Origin of the sequence: Streptomyces sp. WAC 06738, assembly GCF_003945505.1 — a bacterium.
In the GTDB taxonomy this organism is placed as follows: Bacteria; Actinomycetota; Actinomycetes; order Streptomycetales; family Streptomycetaceae; genus Streptomyces.
On record NZ_CP029618.1, the window covers coordinates 2,472,241 to 2,489,805 of the forward strand.

Sequence of the window (17,565 nt, forward strand, 5' to 3'; positions counted from 1 at the left end):
CCCTCCCCGGGTTCACAATGACCCTCGGAACCTAGCCGCGTTGGCCACGCCGGAGAAGGACGCCGAGCCCCCTGTGGATAACTTTCCACGCATTGCGCTGCTTCGATTACTCTGAGTAGCGGAATGAAGGGTCGGGGAGAGGGAAGGCAGGGCCGAGCGATGATGCGGAACCACCCGGGGCGATGGTGCGGACGGCTACGCCGCCGCGGGTTCCACCGAGCCCGCGTAGGTCCGCCACAGTTCCGCGTACCGGCCGCCGCGGGCGAGCAGTTCCTCGTGCGTGCCGTCCTCGGCGACGCGCCCGTGGTCGAGGACCACGACGCGGTCGGCGCGGGCCGCCGTCGTCAGGCGGTGGGCGACGACGAGGGTCGTGCGGCGGCCGGCGAGGCGGTCCGTGGCGCTGTTGACCGCGGCTTCGGTGGCGAGGTCGAGCGCGGCGGTGGCCTCGTCGAGGAGCAGGATGTCGGGGTCGACCAGCTCGGCGCGGGCCAGGGCGATGAGCTGGCGCTGGCCCGCGGAGAGATTGCGGCCCCGCTCGGCGACGTCGTGGAGGTAGCCGCCGGGCAGCGAGGCGATCATGTCGTGCGCGCCGACGGCCCGCGCGGCGGCCTCGACCTCGGCGTCGGAGGCGTCGGGGCGGCCGTAGGCGATGGCGTCGCGCACGGTGCCGGAGAAGAGGTAGGACTCCTGGGGGACGACGCCGAGGCGGTGGCGGTAGCCGGTGAGGTCGAGTTCGCGCAGGTCGGTGCCGTCGACGCGGACGGCGCCGCGGGTCGGGTCGTAGAACCGGGCGGCGAGCTTGACCAGCGTCGACTTCCCGGCGCCGGTCTCGCCGACGAACGCGACGGTCTGCCCGGCCGGGATCGTCAGGTCGAGCCCGGTCAGCGCCGCCTCGGCGGCACCCTCCGTCTGCCCGTCGTACGCGAAGTGCACGTCGTCGAAGGCGATCTCGCCGCTCAGCTGCCCGACCGGCCGCGGCTTCGCGGGCGGCGGCGTGGACGGCTTCTCGTGCAGCAGTTCCTGGATGCGGCCGAGCGCGACGGCCGCCTGCTGGTAGCCGTCGAAGACCTGGGAGAGCTGCTGCACGGGGGCGAAGAACAGATCGATGTACAGCAGGTACGCGACGAGTGCCCCCGCGGTGAGCGTCCCCGCGGCCACCCGGTCGGAACCGGCCCACAGCACACCGACGGTGGCGAAGGAGGCGAGGAGCTGCACGAACGGGAAGTAGACGGAGATGAGCCACTGGCCGCGTACGCGGGCCCTGCGGTAGCCGTCGCTGCGCTCGGCGAACCGGGCGGCGCCGCCGTCCTCGCGGCGGAACGCCTGCACGATGCGCAGTCCGGCGACCGACTCCTGGAGGTCGCCGTTGACGACGCTGACGCGCTCGCGCGCCAGTTCGTACGCCTTGACGCTCTGCCGCCGGAAGAAGAACGTGCCGACGATCAGCGGCGGCAGGGTGGCGAAGACGATCAGGGCGAGCTGGAGGTCGATGACCAGCAGCGCGACCAGGATGCCGAAGAAGGTGAGGAGCGAGACGACGGCGGTGACCAGGCCGGTCTGCAGGAACGTGGACAGGGCGTCCACGTCCGTGGTCATCCGGGTCATGATCTTGCCGGTGAGATGGCGCTCGTAGTAGTCGAGACCGAGCCGCTGGAGCTGGGCGAAGATCTTGACGCGCAGGGCGTAGAGCACGCGCTCGCCGGTGCGGCCGGTGAGCCGGGTGGCGCCGACCTGGGCGGCCCACTGGCCGAGCACGACCGCGAGGGCCAGGCCCGCGGCCGTCCACACGGCGCCGAGGGAGAGCCGCTGGACGCCGTCGTCGATGCCGTGCCGGATGAGCACGGGCAGCAGCAGTCCGGCGACCGCGTCGCCGGCGACGAAGAGCAGGGCGATGGCGAGCGGGCCGCCGAAGCCGCGCAGCAGCCGGCGCAGGCCGTACGAGACCTCGGGCGCCTCGGCCTGGTCCTCGTCCACGTCCGGGGTGTCGGTGGCAGGCGGCAGGGCGGCGACCTTGGCCAGCAGCTCAGGGCTGCCGGGCGAGCCGGCGAGCATGCCGGCGAAACCGGAGGGATCGCCTGCGGAGGCCGTGGAGTTGCCGCCCCCCTCGGCGCTCTTCTCGCCGGTCTCCTTGCGCACCCACAGGTCGGGGGTGACGCCGTCGACGCTGGCGTGGGTGTCGGCGGCGACCTGTCCCGCGGGGTCGCGCTCGCGGTCCGCCAGCTCGTCCGGGTCGGTCAGCAGCCGCCGGTAGAGCGGGCAGCGCGCCTGCAGCTCCTCGTGGGTGCCGACGTCGACCAGCCGGCCGCCGTCGAGGACGGCGATGCGGTCGGCGAGCGCCAGGGTGGACTGGCGGTGGGCGATGAGCAGGGTGGTGCGGCCGGCCATGACGCTGCGGAGCGCCTCGTGGATCTCGTGCTCGACGCGGGCGTCGACCGCGGAGGTGGCGTCGTCCAGGAGCAGCAGCCGGGGGTCGGTGAGGATCGCGCGGGCCAGCGCGATGCGCTGGCGCTGGCCGCCGGAGAGGGTCATGCCCTGCTCGCCGACGACGGTGTCGTAGCCCTCGGGGAGGCCGGTGCCGGGGGTGCCGTCCGCCGCTCCGGCACCGTCGGCGGAGGCCGCGGCGGCGCCGTTGCCCAGCGCGGTGATGAAGCCGTCGGCCTGCGCGGCGCGGGCGGCGGCGCGGATCTCCTCGTCGGTGGCGTCGGGCTTGCCATAGGCGATGTTGTCCCGGATGGACTCGGAGAAGAGGAAGCTGTTCTCGGGGACGAGCCCGATGGCCGCCCGCAGGGAGGGCAGCGTGAGGTCGCGTACGTCGTGGCCGCCGATGCGGACGGCGCCGCCGTCGGGTGCGACGTCGTAGTAGCGGGGTATCAGCATCGACAGCGTCGACTTGCCGCTGCCGGAGGCGCCGACGACGGCCATGGTCTCGCCGGGCTCGACGCGCAGGGTCAGCCCGTCGAGGACCGGGTGGCCGGGGTCGTAGCCGAAGGTCACGGCGTCGAACTCGACGTCGGCGGGGGCGTCGGCCGGCAGCTCGTGGGCGCCGGGCCCGTCGGACAGCTCCGGCTCGGTGTCGATCAGCTCGTAGACCCGCTCCACGCCCGCGCGGGCCTGCTGCCCGACGGTGAGCATCATCGCGAGCATCCGGACCGGGCCGACGAGCTGCGCGAGATAGGTGGAGAAGGCGACGAAGGTGCCGAGGGTGATCTGCCCGCGGGTGGCCATCCAGCCGCCGAGCGCGAGCATCCCGACCTGGCCGAGGGAGGGCACGGCCTGGAGGGCGGGGGTGTAGCGGGCGTTCATGCGGACAGTGCGCAGCCGGGCGGCGTAGAGCTTGCGGCTGATGGCGCGGAGCTTGCCGGTCTCCTGCCGCTCCTGGCCGAAGCCCTTGACGACGCGGACACCGCCGACGGCGCCGTCCACGACGGAGGCGACGGTGCCGGCCTGCTGCTGGGCGTACCAGGTGGCGGGGAAGAGACGGGTGCGGCTGCGGTTGGCTATCCACCACAGGGCGGGGGCGACGCCGAGGGCGACGAGGGTGAGCGTCGGGGAGAGCACGATCATGACGACCAGGGAGACCGCGAAGAGCAGCACGTTGCCGATCATCATCGGGATCATGAAGAGCAGGCCCTGGACGAGCTGCAGGTCGGTGGTGCCGCGGCCGACGACCTGGCCGGTGGAGAGCTCGTCCTGGCGGCGCCCGTCGAGCCGGACGATCGCGTCGTACATCTCGGTGCGCAGGTCGTGCTGCACGTCGAGGGCGAGCCGGCCGCCGTAGTAGCGCCGGACATAGGTGAGGCCGTAGACGGCGAGTGCGGCGAGGACCATGAGGGCGGCCAGGGGCGCGAGCGCCCGGTCGCCGGAGACGATCACGTCGTCGATGATCAGCTTGGGGATGAGCGGGACGAGGGCCATGATGCCCATCCCGGCGAGGGAGGCGCCGAGGGAGAGCAGCACGTTGCGGCGATAGCGCAGACAGTGCCGGAGGAGCCGCCGGGCCCAGCCCTCGGGTGCCTTCCGCGAAGGCTTCCGCCCGGCTGTGTTCCCGTTCGCGGGGGTCTCGTCCGATGGGGTCCGTGCCGCAGGGATCTTCCCCGATGGTTCCGCCACCGGCCGCCTCCGCCTCAGTGTCGATGGTCCTGGTCCAGGATCCACAACCTACGGGCGCCGGTTTTTGTTTCTCGGATGCGTACGGAATGTTGCCCGCCTGCGGCTGCGGGCGCTCGGGCGCAGGTCAGGCCACTGCCTGCAACTGGGGCGGGCTGCTGCCCGTGAGCACCTCGACGAGTACCAGTAACCGGGTGAGGGGCTGCTCGACGCCGTGTTCCTCCGCCGGGGCCGCGGCCCTGCCGCCCGCGGAGAAGCGGGCCCAGACCGCCTTGCCGTAGGGGCCCGGCTCGCTCCAGCCCCAGCTGTCGCTGAGGCACTCCACGATCTGCATCCCGCGGCCGGACTCCGCGAAGGGGTCGGCGACGCACACCCGCGGGACGCCGGTCCCGGGGTCGAAGACGGCGCACACGACCTCCGAGCCGCGGCGCAGCAGGCTGAGGACGACCGGGTGGGGGGCCTGGCTCCAGGACGGTTCGCAGAGACCGTGCCGCAGTGCGTTGGCCACCAGCTCGGAGGCGACCGAGGCGACGTCGTCGACCAGGTCCTCCAACTGCCACCCGCGGAGCGTCGCCCTGGCGACGTTGCGGGCGATGGATATCGACCGGGGGTCGTCCTCGAGCGTGCACGCTGCGAACTCGGAGGCGGTCACCCACCCTTCAGCCGGTGCGGTCATCTCCAACTCCCCAGTCTCACGTGCACGTTGATGAAACAGGTTGCGATGCCATAGTGATCGATGTGCACTTGCCGCTGCAAGTACGGATGCAATTTCATTCGCAAGAACAGGTGCACGTACATTGGAGTCGCGATCACAGAAGGAGACAGGATGCAGCAGGTCATGAACGGTGTACCGGCGGATCAACTGGCGGGAATCACCTGGCGGAAGAGTCGCTTCAGCAATCCGAACGGCGAGTGCGTAGAGGTCGCCGGACTCCCCGGTGGGGACATTGCGATGCGCAACTCGCGCGATCCGGGCGGACCGGCCCTCATCTACACACAGGCGGAGATCACCGCCTTCCTGCTCGGCGCGAAGGACGGCCAGTTCGACGATCTGATCGTCAACAGCGCGGCGAGGGGCCCTGGTTGAACTCCGTAGTAGCTGTACACCGCACCCTCCACAGTGAGAGACTGAGCGGTCGATTCACCACACCGCGGGACAGGGGCAGGCCAGATGTCAGCGTCACCGGAGCAGACGTCATCGGTACGCAGGGCACTCTCTCAGCAGCACGGAGGGCCCACGGTTCTCCGCATCCTGCTGGGCACACACCTGCGTCGGCTCCGGGAGGCCGCCGGCGTCTCCCGTGAGGCGGCCGGTGATGCGATCCGGGCGTCGCACGCCAAGATCAGCCGCCTGGAGCTCGGCCGCGTGGGGTACAAGGAGCGCGACGTCTCCGACCTCCTCAGCCTCTACGGCGTCACGGACGAGCAGGAGCGCTCCGAGTTCCTGGCCCTCGCCCGCCGCGCCAGCTCCCCCGGCTGGTGGCAGAAGTACGGCGACGTGCTGCCGGGCTGGTTCGAGACGCTGCTCGGCCTCGAAGAGGCCGCGGGGCTGATCCGTAACTACCAGGTCCAGTTCGTCCCCGGGCTGCTGCAGACCGCGGAGTACGCCCGCGCCGTCACGCTGCTGGCCAACGCGGGCGCGCCCGAGCAGGAGATCCAGCGCAAGGTCGACGTGCGGCTGCGCCGCCAGCAGGTGCTGGACCGGCCGGACGCGCCGAAGCTGTGGGTCGTCGTCGACGAGGCCGCGCTGCGCCGTCCGCTCGGCGGGCCGGACGTCATGCGGGGCCAGGTCAGGCACCTGCTGGAGATGGGCACCCGCAAGAACATCACCATCCAGATCGCGCCCTTCGACATCGGCGGCCTCGCGGCGGCCGGCGGGCCGATACACATCATGCGCTTCACCGAGCCCGACCTGCCCGACGTCGTCTATCTGGAGCAGCTCACCAGCGCGCTCTACCTGGACAAGCCGGACGAGGTGGAGAACTACAAGCTGGTCATGGACCGGCTCTGCGCCACTGCCGAGACGCACGCGGGCAGCATGCGGATACTGGAGCGCCTGGCCGACGAGTTCTGACGGACTCCCGGCACCCCGGGCACCCACGGCCCGCCCGGCAGGGTTGCGCACACGGCATCAGGGAATCAGGCGCGGCGGCGCCTGGTCCGTGGTGCTCCGGCCCGCGTCCTTCTCCGGCTCGCGTCCTGCGCTAACCCGCGTCCCGCTCACCGGCGATCTGCCGCGCCATCAGCGTCGTCAGCTCGTACGCCGTGTGCGACGCCGCCACCGACGTGATCTCGGCGTGGTCGTACGCGGGCGCCACCTCCACCAGATCCGCGGAGACCAGCCGGCAGCCGGCCAGCCCGCGCAGGATCTCCAGCAGCTCGCGCGAGGTGAGCCCGCCGGCCTCCGGGGTGCCCGTGCCCGGGGCGTGCGCCGGGTCCAGGACGTCGATGTCGACGGACACGTACAGCGGCCGGTCCCCGATCCGCTGCCGCAACTGGTCGGTGACCTCGTCCACGCCGCGGCGCATCACGTCCGCCGAGGTGACGATGCCGAAGCCCATCTTCTCGTCGTCGTCCAGGTCCTTGCGCCCGTAGAGCGGCCCGCGGATCCCGACGTGCGAGAGCGCCGCGGTGTCGACCACGCCCTCCTCCACCGCGCGCCGGAACGGCGTGCCGTGGGTGTACGCGGCGCCGAAGTAGGTGTCCCAGGTGTCCAGGTGCGCGTCGAAGTGCAGCAGCGCGACCGGCCCGTGCCGGCGGGCGACGGCCCGCAGCAGCGGCAGCGCGATGGTGTGGTCGCCGCCGAGGGTCATCAGCCGGGCGCCGGTGGCCAGCAGTTCGTCGGCCGCGCCCTCGACGGTGGCCACCGCCTCGCCGATGTCGAACGGGTTGACGGCGATGTCCCCCGCGTCCGCGACCTGCGCCAGTGCGAAGGGCGCGGCGTCCTGCGCCGGGTTGTACGGGCGCAGCAGCCGGGACGCCTCGCGGATCGCGTTGCCGCCGAAGCGGGCGCCGGGGCGGTAGGAGACGCCGCTGTCGAAGGGGACGCCGACGACGGCGACGTCCGTGCGCCCCACCTCGTCCAGGCGGGGCAGCCGGGCGAAGGTGGCGGGGCCCGCGTAGCGCGGGACGCGGGAGGAGTCGACGGGGCCGCGAGGAGTGCCGGTGCTGCTCATGCCTTCGACGATAAGCGCAGGGCAGCACGGTGGCCGCTGTACAGAGTGGACACCTGCGCCCCCGCACATGTGTCCGGGTGACAATGACACCATGGCCCTCATGTCCCTGCCTGACGCACCCAGCCGCCCCGCCCTCGTCGACCACCTCGTACGCACCCGGATCGCGGGCGACGTCGCCACGCCCCGCGAGGGAAACCTGCGCCACTACCGCGAGCTGAGCCAGGGCAACCTGCGCTTCTGGCTCGGCCTCGACCTCGGCGACCGCTGGACCGACGAGCGCGACGTGCTCGCCGTCATGGCCGAGCGCGTCGGCGTCGTCGCCGACCCCGCGCACACCCAGGGCCAGGACCGGATCGACCCGGAGCTGACCGTCGACGGCCTGGACCGGATGGCGGCCGAGCTGCGCAAGGCCGCCGCGGGCCGGCAGCGGGTGCTGCTGGCGACGGGCCACCCCGGCGGGCTGCTGGAGGTGCACAGCAGCACGGCGGCGGCGCTGCGCGCGGCGGGCTGCGACATCGTCACGGTGCCGCCGGGGCTGCGGACAGGCGAGGGCGACGACGGGACGTACGGCAACGTCCAGCAGTTCTGCGACGTGGCCGTGCTGGAGCGGGGCGCGACGCTGTGGCACACGCACGCGCCGCAGCCGGTGCGGCAGATCCTCGACGCGCTGGAGCGGGCCGGCGAGCCGCTGCCCGACCTGGTGGTCGCCGACCACGGCTGGGCGGGCGGCGCGGCGCAGCGCGGTGTGCACGCGGTGGGGTACGCGGACTGCAACGACCCGGCGCTGTTCCTCGGCGAGGCGGAGGGCACGCTCGCGGTGGCGGTGCCGCTGGACGACCACGTCGCGGATCCTGCGGCGTACGCGCCGATGACGGCGTACCTGCTGGCGGCGGCGGGGCTGGAACTGCCGTAGCGGGGCCGGTCCCGGCCGCGCGGCGCCCGGTCCGTACGGGCCGGGTCCCCGCGCCCGTCAGGTCCGCGGGACCCGGATCACGCCCTCCTGGATCACCGACGCCGCCAGCCGCCCGTCACGGGTGAAGATCCGCCCCGTGCTCAGCCCGCGCCCGCCCTGCGACGTCGGCGACTCCTGGTCGTACAGCAGCCACTCGTCCGCCCGGAACGGCCGGTGGAACCACATCGCGTGGTCCAGGCTCGCGCCCACGACGTCGCCGACGGCCCAGCCGCCGCGGCCGTGCGCGAGCAGCACGGAGTCGAGCAGGGTCATGTCGGAGACGTACGTCATCAGGCAGACGTGCAGCAGCGGGGTGTCGATGGCGCCGGCGAGCTTGCCGTTCGTACGGAACCACACCTGCGAGCGCGGCTCCCGCGGCACCCCGGCCTCACCGCCCCACGGCGGCGGCTCGGCGTACCGCAGGTCGACCGCGGCGCGCGCCTCCAGCAGCCGGCGCGCGAGGGCCGGGTCGAGGAAGTTGACGGCGTAGCGCGGCATCGCCTCCTCGGCGGTGGGCAGCGTCTCGGGGTCGGGCGCCGGCGGCATGGGCACCTGGTGCTCCAGGCCCTCCTCGTGGAGCTGGAACGACGCCGACAGGTTGAAGATCGGCTGGCCGTGCTGGACGGCGACGACGCGGCGGGTGGTGAAGGAGCGGCCGTCGCGGATGCGGTCGACGGTGTAGACGAGGGGCGCGCCGGGGTCGCCGGGGCGGAGGAAGTAGGCGTGCAGCGAGTGCGGCGGCCGGTCGGCGGGCACGGTCCGTCCCGCGGCGACCAGCGCCTGCGCGGCGACCTGCCCGCCGAAGACCCGCGGGACGACGGCGGCGCGGGAGTGGCCGCGGTAGATGTCCTGCTCGATCTGCTCCAGGTCCAGCAGGTCGACCAGTGCGGTGAGCGCGGCGTCGTCCATGGTGCGAGTCTCGCAGAGCCCGCGGCCCTACAGGCCCATCGACTTGGCGACGATGGAGCGCATGACCTCGCTGGTGCCGCCGTAGATGCGGGTGACGCGGGTGTCGGCGTAGAGGCGGGAGATGGGGTACTCGTTCATGTAGCCGTAGCCGCCGTGGAGTTGCAGGCACTTGTCGATGACGACGGCGGCGCGCTCGGTGCAGAAGAGCTTGACGGCGGCGGCGTCGGCGACACTCAGATCGCCCGCGTCGTGCGCCTCCAGCGCGCGGTCGACGTACGCCTCCATGGCGTCGACCTCGGCCTTGCAGTCGGCGAGGACGAACTTGGTGTTCTGGAACTCCGCCACCGTCCGGCCGAAGACGGTGCGCTCCTTGACGTACTCCACCGCGAACCGCACGGCCGCGGCGGCCTGGGCGTACGCGCCGACGGCGATGCCGAGGCGCTCCTGCGGGAGGTTGTGGGTGAGGTACGTGAACGCCTTGCCCTCCTCGCCCAGCAGGTCGCCCACGGGCACCTTGACGTCGGTGAAGCTCAGTTCCGCGGTGTCGGAGGACTTCAGCCCCAGCTTGTCGAGCTTGCGCCCGACCGCGTAACCGGCGGAGGAGGTGTCGACGACGAGGATGGAGATGCCGCCGCGGCGGTCCTCGGGGGTCGGCGGCGCGGTGCGGGCGCAGACCAGGACGCGGTCGGCCTGCACGCCGCCGGTGATGAAGGTCTTGGCGCCGTTGAGCACGTAGTGCGTGCCGTCGTCGGAGAGCTTCGCGGTGGTCTTCATCCCGGCGAGGTCGGAGCCGGTGCCGGGCTCGGTCATGGCGATGGCGGTCATCATGTCGCCGGAGACGAAGGGGGGCAGCCAGCGGCGCTTCTGCTCCTCGCTGCCGTACTTGAGCAGGTACGGCAGGCAGAGCGCGGTGTGGACGGAGGAGCCGCCGAAGGAGACGCCGGCGCGGGCGCACTCCTCGCTGATCACGGCGTTGAACTTGAAGCTGTGCTCCCCGGCCCCGCCGTACTCCTCGGGCACCTCGATGCCGAAGACCCCCAGCTCGCCGAGCTTCTTGTACAGCTCGCGGGGGACGGCGCCGGCCTCCATCCAGTCGTGGTAGTACGGCACGACCTCGGCGGCGATGAAGTCGCGGATGGTCTCGCGGAACGCCTCGTGGTCCTCGTTGAACACCGTCCGCCGCATGGTCCTCGCCTCCCGGCCAGCTCCGACTAAGCGCTTGCTCAGCGCCTCGCAGTCGAAGTTACCTGCGGGTCACCACGGCTGTCCAGGCCGCACCCCTGCGGCGGCCGTCACAGCACCGGCCACGGCACCGCCACAGCACCGGCCACGGCACCGGCTACGGCTGCGGCGCCGCCGCGAAGGCGCCGCGGGCCAGGCGGTGGAGGAGGGCGGCGGTGGCGGCGCGGTCGGGGAGGGTGCCGCGGGCGCCGAGGTGCGGGGTGGAGTTGAGGAGGCCGAAGACCGCGTGCACCGCCGTACGGGCCGCGCCCTCGGTCAGCGCCGGGTAGACCTCCCGTACGACGTCGACCCACAGCTCGACGTACTGCCGCTGCAACTGGCGCACCAGCTTGCGGTCCTCGTCCCGCAGCCGGTCCAGCTCGCGGTCGTGCAGGGTGATGAGCGGGCGGTCGTCCAGCGCGAAGTCGATGTGCCCGCTGATCAGCGCGTCCAGCGGCGCGTCCGGGCCGGGCCCGCGCACCGCCGCCCGCGTGCGGCCGGCCTCCAGCAGCCGCTCGCTGATGCCGACCAGCAGCTCCGCGAGCATGGCGTCCTTGCCGGCGAAGTGCCGGTAGAGACCGGGGCCGCTGATGCCGACCGCCGCGCCTATCTCGTCCACGCCCACCCCGTGGAAGCCGCGGTCCGCGAAGAGGCGCGCGGCCTCCTTCAGGATCTGCTCACGACGGGTGGGGGCGGGGGCCTCGGTGCTCATGCGGTCCATTGTAGACAGCCCGGTTAGTGAGCGTTAACCTTGGGCGCACGGGGTTAACGACAGCTAACCTGCTTGTCGGCCCGTACGGCCGTACGGGCTCATCTAGGGAAGGGCGCGCCCCCGTGGACCACGCACCCGTGCTGACGACCGCCGCCGACCCCGCGGGCCCGGCCGGCGCCGCCTGGCGGACCAACGAGGCGGCGCACCGCGCGCTCGCCGGCGAGCTGCACGACAAGCTCGCCGCCGCCCGCGCCGGCGGCGGCGAGAAGGCCCGCGCCCGGCACACCGCCCGCGGCAAGCTGCTCCCCCGCGACCGCGTCGACGGCCTGCTCGACCCCGGTTCGCCGTTCCTGGAGCTGGCCCCGCTCGCCGCCGACGGGATGTACGGCGGCGGCGCGCCCGCCGCCGGCGTCATCGCCGGCATCGGCCGGGTGAGCGGCCGGGCCTGCGTCGTCATCGCGAACGACGCCACCGTCAAGGGCGGCACGTACTACCCGATGACGGTAAAGAAGCACCTGCGCGCCCAGGAGATCGCCCTGGAGAACCGGCTGCCGTGCGTCTACCTCGTCGACTCCGGCGGCGCCTTCCTGCCCATGCAGGACGAGGTCTTCCCCGACCGCGAGCACTTCGGCCGGATCTTCTACAACCAGGCCCGCATGTCCGGCGCCGGCATCCCGCAGATCGCCGCCGTCCTCGGCTCCTGCACCGCGGGCGGCGCGTACGTCCCCGCGATGAGCGACGAGGCGGTCATCGTCCGCGGCCAGGGCACGATCTTCCTCGGCGGCCCGCCGCTGGTGAAGGCCGCCACCGGCGAGGTCGTCACCGCAGAGGAGCTGGGCGGGGGCGAGGTGCACGCGCGCACCTCCGGCGTCACCGACCACCTCGCCGAGGACGACCCGCACGCGCTGCGCATCGTCCGCGGCATCGTCGACACCCTCCCGGAACCCGGCCCGCCCCCCTGGTCCGTACGCGCCGCGGAGGAACCCAAGCACGACCCCGCCGGCCTCTACGGCGTCGTGCCGGTCGACTCGCGGACGCCGTACGACGTGCGCGAGGTCATCGCGCGGGTGGTCGACGGCTCGCGCTTCCAGGAGTTCAAGGCCGAGTACGGCACGACGCTCGTCACCGGCTTCGCCCGCATCCACGGCCACGCCGTCGGCATCGTCGCCAACAACGGCATCCTGTTCTCCGAGTCCGCCCAGAAGGGCGCCCACTTCATCGAGCTGTGCGACCAGCGCGGCATCCCGCTGCTCTTCCTCCAGAACATCTCGGGCTTCATGGTCGGCCGCAGCTACGAGGCCGGCGGCATCGCCAAGCACGGCGCCAAGATGGTGACCGCCGTGGCGTGCACGCGGGTGCCGAAGCTGACCGTCGTCATCGGCGGCTCGTACGGCGCCGGAAACTACTCGATGTGCGGCCGGGCCTACTCCCCCCGCTTCCTGTGGATGTGGCCCAACGCGAAGATCTCCGTCATGGGCGGCGAGCAGGCCGCGTCCGTCCTCGCGACCGTCAAGCGCGACCAGTTGGAGGCGCGCGGCGAGGAGTGGTCGGCGGAGGAGGAGACGGAGTTCAAGGCGCCCATCCGCGAGCAGTACGAGACGCAGGGCAACGCCTACTACGCGACCGCCCGCCTCTGGGACGACGGCGTCATCGACCCGCTCGACACCCGCCGGGTGCTCGGGCTCGCGCTGACCGCCTGCGCCCACGCGCCGCTGCCCGCCAGGGACGGCGCGGCGCAGGGCTTCGGCGTCTTCCGGATGTGAGGGGGAGGGTGGCGATGTTCGAGACGGTACTGCTGGCCAACCGGGGTGAGATCGCGGTACGGGTCATCCGTACGCTGCGGGCGCTCGGCATCCGCTCCGCGGCGGTCTTCACCGACGCGGACGCGGACGCGCGGCACGTCCGCGAGGCGGACACGGCCGTGCGGATCGAGAGCTACCTGTCGGCCGCCGAACTGCTGCGCGCGGCGCGCGAGACGGGCGCGGAGGCGGTGCACCCGGGGTACGGGTTCCTCGCCGAGAACGCGGAGTTCGCGCGGGCGTGCGCGGCGGCGGGGCTGGTCTTCGTCGGCCCGCCGGCGGACGCGATCGAGCTGATGGGCGACAAGATCCGCGCGAAGGAGACGGTACGGGCGGCGGGCGTGCCGGTGGTGCCGGGCTCGACGGGCAGCGGCCTGTCGGACGCGGAGCTGGCGGCGGCGGCGCGGAAGACCGGGCTGCCGGTGCTGCTGAAGCCCTCGGCGGGCGGCGGCGGCAAGGGCATGCGGCTCGTACGGGACGAGGACGCGCTGACGGACGCGATCGCGGGGGCGCGGCGCGAGGCGCGGGGCTCGTTCGGCGACGACACGCTGCTGGTGGAGCGGTGGATCGACCGGCCGCGGCACATCGAGATCCAGGTGCTGGCGGACGGCCACGGGAACGTGGTGCACCTCGCGGAGCGGGAGTGCTCGCTCCAGCGGCGGCACCAGAAGATCGTCGAGGAGGCGCCGTCGCCGCTGCTCGACGAGGCGACGCGGGCGGCGATGGGCGCGGCGGCGGTGGAGGCGGCGCGGTCGTGCGGGTACGCGGGCGCGGGGACGGTGGAGTTCATCGTGCCGGGCGGCGGCGAGGGCCCGGTCGCGTACTACTTCATGGAGATGAACACGCGGCTGCAGGTCGAGCACCCGGTCACGGAGCTGGTGACGGGGCTCGACCTGGTGGAGTGGCAGCTCCGGGTGGCCGCCGGGGAGCGGCTGACGTTCACGTCCGCGGATGTGCCGCTGAAGGGGCACGCGGTCGAGGCGCGGATCTACGCCGAGACGGCGCGGGTGTCGGAGGGCGGCGAGCGGGTCGACTTCCTGCCCTCGGCGGGCCGCGTCCGGCTGCTGCGCGAGCCGTCGGGGCCGGGGGTGCGGGTCGACTCGGGGCTGCTGGAGGGCACGGAGGTCGGCACGGCGTACGACCCGATGCTGGCGAAGGTCGTCGCGTGGGGCCCGGACCGGGCCGCGGCGCTGCGGCGGCTGCGGGCGGCGCTGGCGGAGACGGTGGTGCTGGGCCTGGACACCAACACGGGCTTCCTGCGGCGCCTGCTGGCGCACCCGGCGGTGGCGTCGGGCGACCTGGACACGGGCCTGGTGGACCGCACGGGCGCGAGCCTGGCGGCGGCCCCGGTGCCCCCGGAGGCGTACGCGGCGGCGGCGCTGCTGGCGCAGTCGGCCCTGGAGTCGGCCTCCCGCCGCCCGACGGGCCCGGACGGCTGGACGGACCCCTTCGCGGAGCCGTCGGGCTGGCGCCCGGGCGGCCCCCCGGCCTGGACGACACGGTGGTTCCGCACGGCGGGCGGGGACCCGGTGGAGGTACGGGTCAGGGGCCTGACGTCGGCGGCGGAGGTCTGCACCGGGGCCACGCCCCAGACCCCGGGCACGCCTGGTGGTCCGGTGGACACGGCACCGCGCGGAGCGCCGGTGTCCGCCCCGGCGGGCGGCGAAGCCGCCGCCGAGGGCGAAGGGGCGGAGCCCCGCGGGGGGTCCCGGGGGCCCAGCCCCCGGGTTTCGGGAAGGGGCGGGGTCGGGGAACATCCCCTCCGCGCCCGCCTCGCCCACGCCGACGACTCCTCCGTCACCTTCGAACTCGACGGCGTCACCCACCGGTTCAGCATCGCCGCCTCCCCCGGCGGGATCTGGCTCGGCCGCGACGGCGACGTCTGGCATCTCCTCGACCACGACCCCGTCGACGCCGCCCTCCGCGGCGGTGCCCTCGTCGCCGGGGCCGACGCGCTCACCGCGCCCATGCCCGGGACCGTGACCGTCGTCAAGGCCGCCGTGGGCGACCGGGTCGCCGCCGGGCAGAGTCTGCTCGTCGTCGAGGCGATGAAGATGGAGCACGTCATCGCCGCCCCGCACGCCGGCACCGTCGCCGAGCTGGACGTCGTCGCCGGCGGGACCGTGGCCATGGACCAGGTCCTCGCCCTGGTCGTACCCGACGACGGACAGGGCGACGGACAGGGCGACAGCCGGAGCGACGGGCAGCGCGACGAACCGGAGGACCCGCGATGACCCCCCAGCCCCTCCCCATGCGCGTGCCCGCCGCCGGCCTGCCCGCCCGGGTCCGTATCCACGAGGTCGGCCCCCGCGACGGCCTGCAGAACGAGAAGGCCACCGTCCCCACCGACGTCAAGGCCGCGTTCGTGCACCGCCTCGCCGCCGCCGGTCTCACCACCGTCGAGGCGACCAGCTTCGTGCACCCCAAGTGGGTCCCCCAGCTCGCCGACGCCGAGGACCTGTACCCCCGCCTCGCCGACCTGACCGCCACGGGCGCCGTCGACCTCCCCGTCCTCGTCCCCAACATCCGCGGCCTGGAGCGCGCCACCGCCCTCGGCGCCCGCCGCGTCGCCGTCTTCGCCAGCGCCACCGAGACCTTCGCCCGCCGCAACCTCAACCGCACCGTCGACGAGTCGCTCGCGATGTTCGCCCCCGTCGTCGCGGAGGCCAAGAACGACGGCCTGCACGTCCGCGGCTACCTCTCGATGTGCTTCGGCGACCCCTGGGAGGGCCCCGTCCCCCTCCCCCAGGTGGTACGGACCGCCCGCGCGCTCGCCGACATGGGCTGCGACGAGCTGAGCCTCGGCGACACCATCGGCGTCGCCACCCCCGGCCACGTCGCCGCGCTGCTCGGCGCCCTCGCCCAGGAGGGCATCCCCGTCGAGCGCCTCGGCGTCCACTTCCACGACACGTACGGCCAGGCCCTCGCCAACACCCTCGCCGCGCTGCAGCACGGCGTCACCACCGTCGACGCCTCCGCGGGCGGCCTCGGCGGCTGCCCGTTCGCCAGGAGCGCGACCGGCAACCTCGCCACCGAAGACCTCGTGTGGATGCTGCAGGGACTCGGCGTCGAGACCGGCGTCGACCTCGACGCGCTCGTCGCCACCAGCGTCTGGATGGCCGACCGCCTCGGCCGCCCGAGCCCGTCCCGCACCGTGACCGCCCTCTCCCACAAGGAGTGACCCCGATGACGCCCAGCCTCGACCACCGCCTCTCCCCGGAGCTGGAGCAGCTCCGCCGCACCGTCGAGGAGTTCGCGCACGACGTCGTGGCGCCGAAGATCGGCGACTACTACGAGCGGCACGAGTTCCCGTACGACATCGTGCGCGAGATGGGCCGCATGGGCCTGTTCGGGCTGCCGTTCCCGGAGGAGTACGGCGGCATGGGCGGCGACTACCTGGCGCTCGGCGTCGTGCTGGAGGAGCTGGCCCGGGTCGACTCCTCGGTGGCGATCACGCTGGAGGCGGCCTGCTCGCTGGGCGCGATGCCCGTCTACCACTTCGGTACGGAGGAGCAGAAGCGCACCTGGCTGCCGAAGCTGTGCACCGGCGAGATGCTGGGCGCGTTCGGGCTGACGGAGCCGGAGTGCGGCTCGGACGCGGGCGGTACGCGCACCACGGCCCGCCTCGACGAGGCCGCCGGCGAGTGGGTGATCAACGGGACGAAGTGCTTCATCACCAACTCCGGCACGGACATCACGGGACTGGTCACCGTCACCGCCGTCACCGGCAGGAGCGAGTCGGGCAAGCCGGAGATCTCGTCGATCATCGTGCCGTCCGGCACCCCGGGATTCACGGTCGCCGCCCCGTACTCCAAGGTCGGCTGGAACGCCTCCGACACCCGTGAGCTCTCCTTCTCCGACGTCCGCGTCCCGGCCGCGAACCTGCTGGGCGAACGCGGCCGCGGCTACGCCCAGTTCCTGCGGATCCTGGACGAGGGCCGCATCGCCATCGCCGCGCTCGCCACCGGGCTCGCGCAGGGCTGCGTGGACGAGTCGCTGGCGTACGCGGAGCAGCGCCACGCCTTCGGCCGGCCCATCGGCGCGAACCAGGCCATCCAGTTCAAGCTGGCCGACATGGAGCTGCGCGCCCACACCGCCCGCCTCTCCTGGCGGGACGCGGCCTCGCGGCTGGTGCACGGCGAGCCGTTCAAGAAGGCGGCGGCGCTGGCGAAGCTGCACACCTCGACGGTGGCGGTGGACAACGCGCGCGAGGCGACGCAGATCCACGGCGGGTACGGGTTCATGAACGAGTACCCGGTGGCGCGGATGTGGCGGGACTCCAAGATCCTGGAGATCGGCGAGGGCACGAGCGAGGTGCAGCGCATGCTGATCGCCCGCGAACTGGGCCTGCCGCCCACGGCCTGACGGCGGGCCGGCCGGTCGCCCGTCAGCCGGGCCGGCCGGCCGGAGCCCCGGCGCTCACGGCCAGAGCCGCGCCTTGTGCACGTACCGGAAGCCGGACCGCCACTGCAGCTCGACGTACGCCATCGGCCGGCCCTTCGGGTTCCCGTACGCGTCGAAGCCGAGGGGCCCGCTGAGGCCCCGTACCTCCTTCGTGGTGCCGAGCTGCAGGAGCATCTGCCGTACCGCGCCCGCGTCCACGGGGTCGCCGCCGCCCGGCCCGGTGGCGAACTCCACGGCCTTGACCAGCGCCAGCATCGCGTCGTGCCCCATGATCGCCTGCCCGCT

General features: G+C 73.3%; 14 protein-coding genes. 7 read left to right on the top strand and 7 right to left on the bottom strand.

Annotation, left to right across the window (positions count from 1 at the left end; translation table 11 throughout):
• Nucleotides 1-195 precede the first annotated feature (195 nt).
• Together DMB38_RS10345 and DMB38_RS10350 are read right to left on the bottom strand one after the other, a co-directional pair.
• Complete coding sequence (locus DMB38_RS10345) at nt 196-3,957, bottom strand: ABC transporter ATP-binding protein (protein ID WP_240662100.1); 3,762 nt, start codon at nt 3,955-3,957, stop codon at nt 196-198.
• 277 nt (nt 3,958-4,234) lie between these two features.
• A complete protein-coding gene (locus DMB38_RS10350) occupies nt 4,235-4,783 on the bottom strand; it encodes an ATP-binding protein (RefSeq protein WP_240662102.1) in 549 nt (182 codons plus the stop codon).
• Nucleotides 4,784-4,933: 150 nt separating this feature from the next.
• Between DMB38_RS10350 and DMB38_RS10355 the strand changes: the two genes are divergently transcribed.
• Both DMB38_RS10355 and DMB38_RS10360 read left to right on the top strand, forming a co-directional pair.
• Nucleotides 4,934-5,194, top strand: a complete 261-nt coding sequence (locus tag DMB38_RS10355) for a DUF397 domain-containing protein (protein WP_101424414.1) — start codon at nt 4,934-4,936, stop codon at nt 5,192-5,194.
• A gap of 84 nt (nt 5,195-5,278) precedes the next feature.
• Nucleotides 5,279-6,181 (top strand): helix-turn-helix transcriptional regulator, encoded by a 903-nt coding sequence (locus DMB38_RS10360; RefSeq protein ID WP_164715957.1) that lies wholly within the window; start codon nt 5,279-5,281, stop codon nt 6,179-6,181.
• A gap of 130 nt (nt 6,182-6,311) precedes the next feature.
• Here DMB38_RS10360 and speB read toward each other — a convergent pair whose 3' ends face one another.
• Nucleotides 6,312-7,283, bottom strand: a complete 972-nt coding sequence (gene speB, locus DMB38_RS10365) for an agmatinase (RefSeq protein WP_125934927.1) — start codon at nt 7,281-7,283, stop codon at nt 6,312-6,314.
• Between the two features lie 91 nt (nt 7,284-7,374).
• On the opposite strand from speB, the gene DMB38_RS10370 reads away from it, so the two are divergent.
• On the top strand, nt 7,375-8,196 hold the full coding sequence (locus DMB38_RS10370) for a phosphatase (RefSeq protein ID WP_125934928.1): 822 nt from the start codon (nt 7,375-7,377) through the stop codon (nt 8,194-8,196).
• Nucleotides 8,197-8,253: 57 nt separating this feature from the next.
• On the opposite strand, the gene DMB38_RS10375 is transcribed toward DMB38_RS10370, so the two are convergent.
• The 3 genes from DMB38_RS10375 to DMB38_RS10385 form a co-directional block, all read right to left on the bottom strand.
• Nucleotides 8,254-9,144 (bottom strand): acyl-CoA thioesterase II, encoded by an 891-nt coding sequence (locus DMB38_RS10375; protein WP_101424411.1) that lies wholly within the window; start codon nt 9,142-9,144, stop codon nt 8,254-8,256.
• Nucleotides 9,145-9,171: 27 nt separating this feature from the next.
• The gene (locus DMB38_RS10380; RefSeq protein WP_125934929.1) at nt 9,172-10,329 is read right to left on the bottom strand and encodes an acyl-CoA dehydrogenase family protein; all 1,158 of its coding nucleotides are present in this window, start codon (nt 10,327-10,329) and stop codon (nt 9,172-9,174) included.
• A gap of 154 nt (nt 10,330-10,483) precedes the next feature.
• Nucleotides 10,484-11,077 (bottom strand): TetR/AcrR family transcriptional regulator, encoded by a 594-nt coding sequence (locus DMB38_RS10385; protein ID WP_125934930.1) that lies wholly within the window; start codon nt 11,075-11,077, stop codon nt 10,484-10,486.
• Nucleotides 11,078-11,199: 122 nt separating this feature from the next.
• Here DMB38_RS10385 and DMB38_RS10390 point away from each other — a divergent pair, with 122 nt between their 5' ends.
• The 4 genes from DMB38_RS10390 to DMB38_RS10405 are packed head-to-tail and all read left to right on the top strand — an operon-like array spanning nt 11,200 to nt 17,241.
• Entirely contained in the window at nt 11,200-12,840 is a 1,641-nt protein-coding gene (locus DMB38_RS10390; RefSeq protein ID WP_125934931.1) for a carboxyl transferase domain-containing protein, read from the top strand.
• Nucleotides 12,841-12,854: 14 nt separating this feature from the next.
• Nucleotides 12,855-15,110, top strand: a complete 2,256-nt coding sequence (locus DMB38_RS10395; protein ID WP_125934932.1) for a biotin carboxylase N-terminal domain-containing protein — start codon at nt 12,855-12,857, stop codon at nt 15,108-15,110.
• A complete protein-coding gene (locus DMB38_RS10400) occupies nt 15,107-16,057 on the top strand; it encodes a hydroxymethylglutaryl-CoA lyase (RefSeq protein WP_125934933.1) in 951 nt (316 codons plus the stop codon). The genes DMB38_RS10395 and DMB38_RS10400 overlap by 4 nt, the downstream gene beginning before the upstream one ends.
• Nucleotides 16,058-16,062: 5 nt before the next feature.
• The gene (locus tag DMB38_RS10405; protein WP_125934934.1) at nt 16,063-17,241 is read left to right on the top strand and encodes an acyl-CoA dehydrogenase family protein; all 1,179 of its coding nucleotides are present in this window, start codon (nt 16,063-16,065) and stop codon (nt 17,239-17,241) included.
• Between the two features lie 54 nt (nt 17,242-17,295).
• Here DMB38_RS10405 and DMB38_RS10410 read toward each other — a convergent pair whose 3' ends face one another.
• Entirely contained in the window at nt 17,296-17,550 is a 255-nt protein-coding gene (locus DMB38_RS10410; protein ID WP_240662104.1) for a hypothetical protein, read from the bottom strand.
• Nucleotides 17,551-17,565 lie beyond the last annotated feature (15 nt).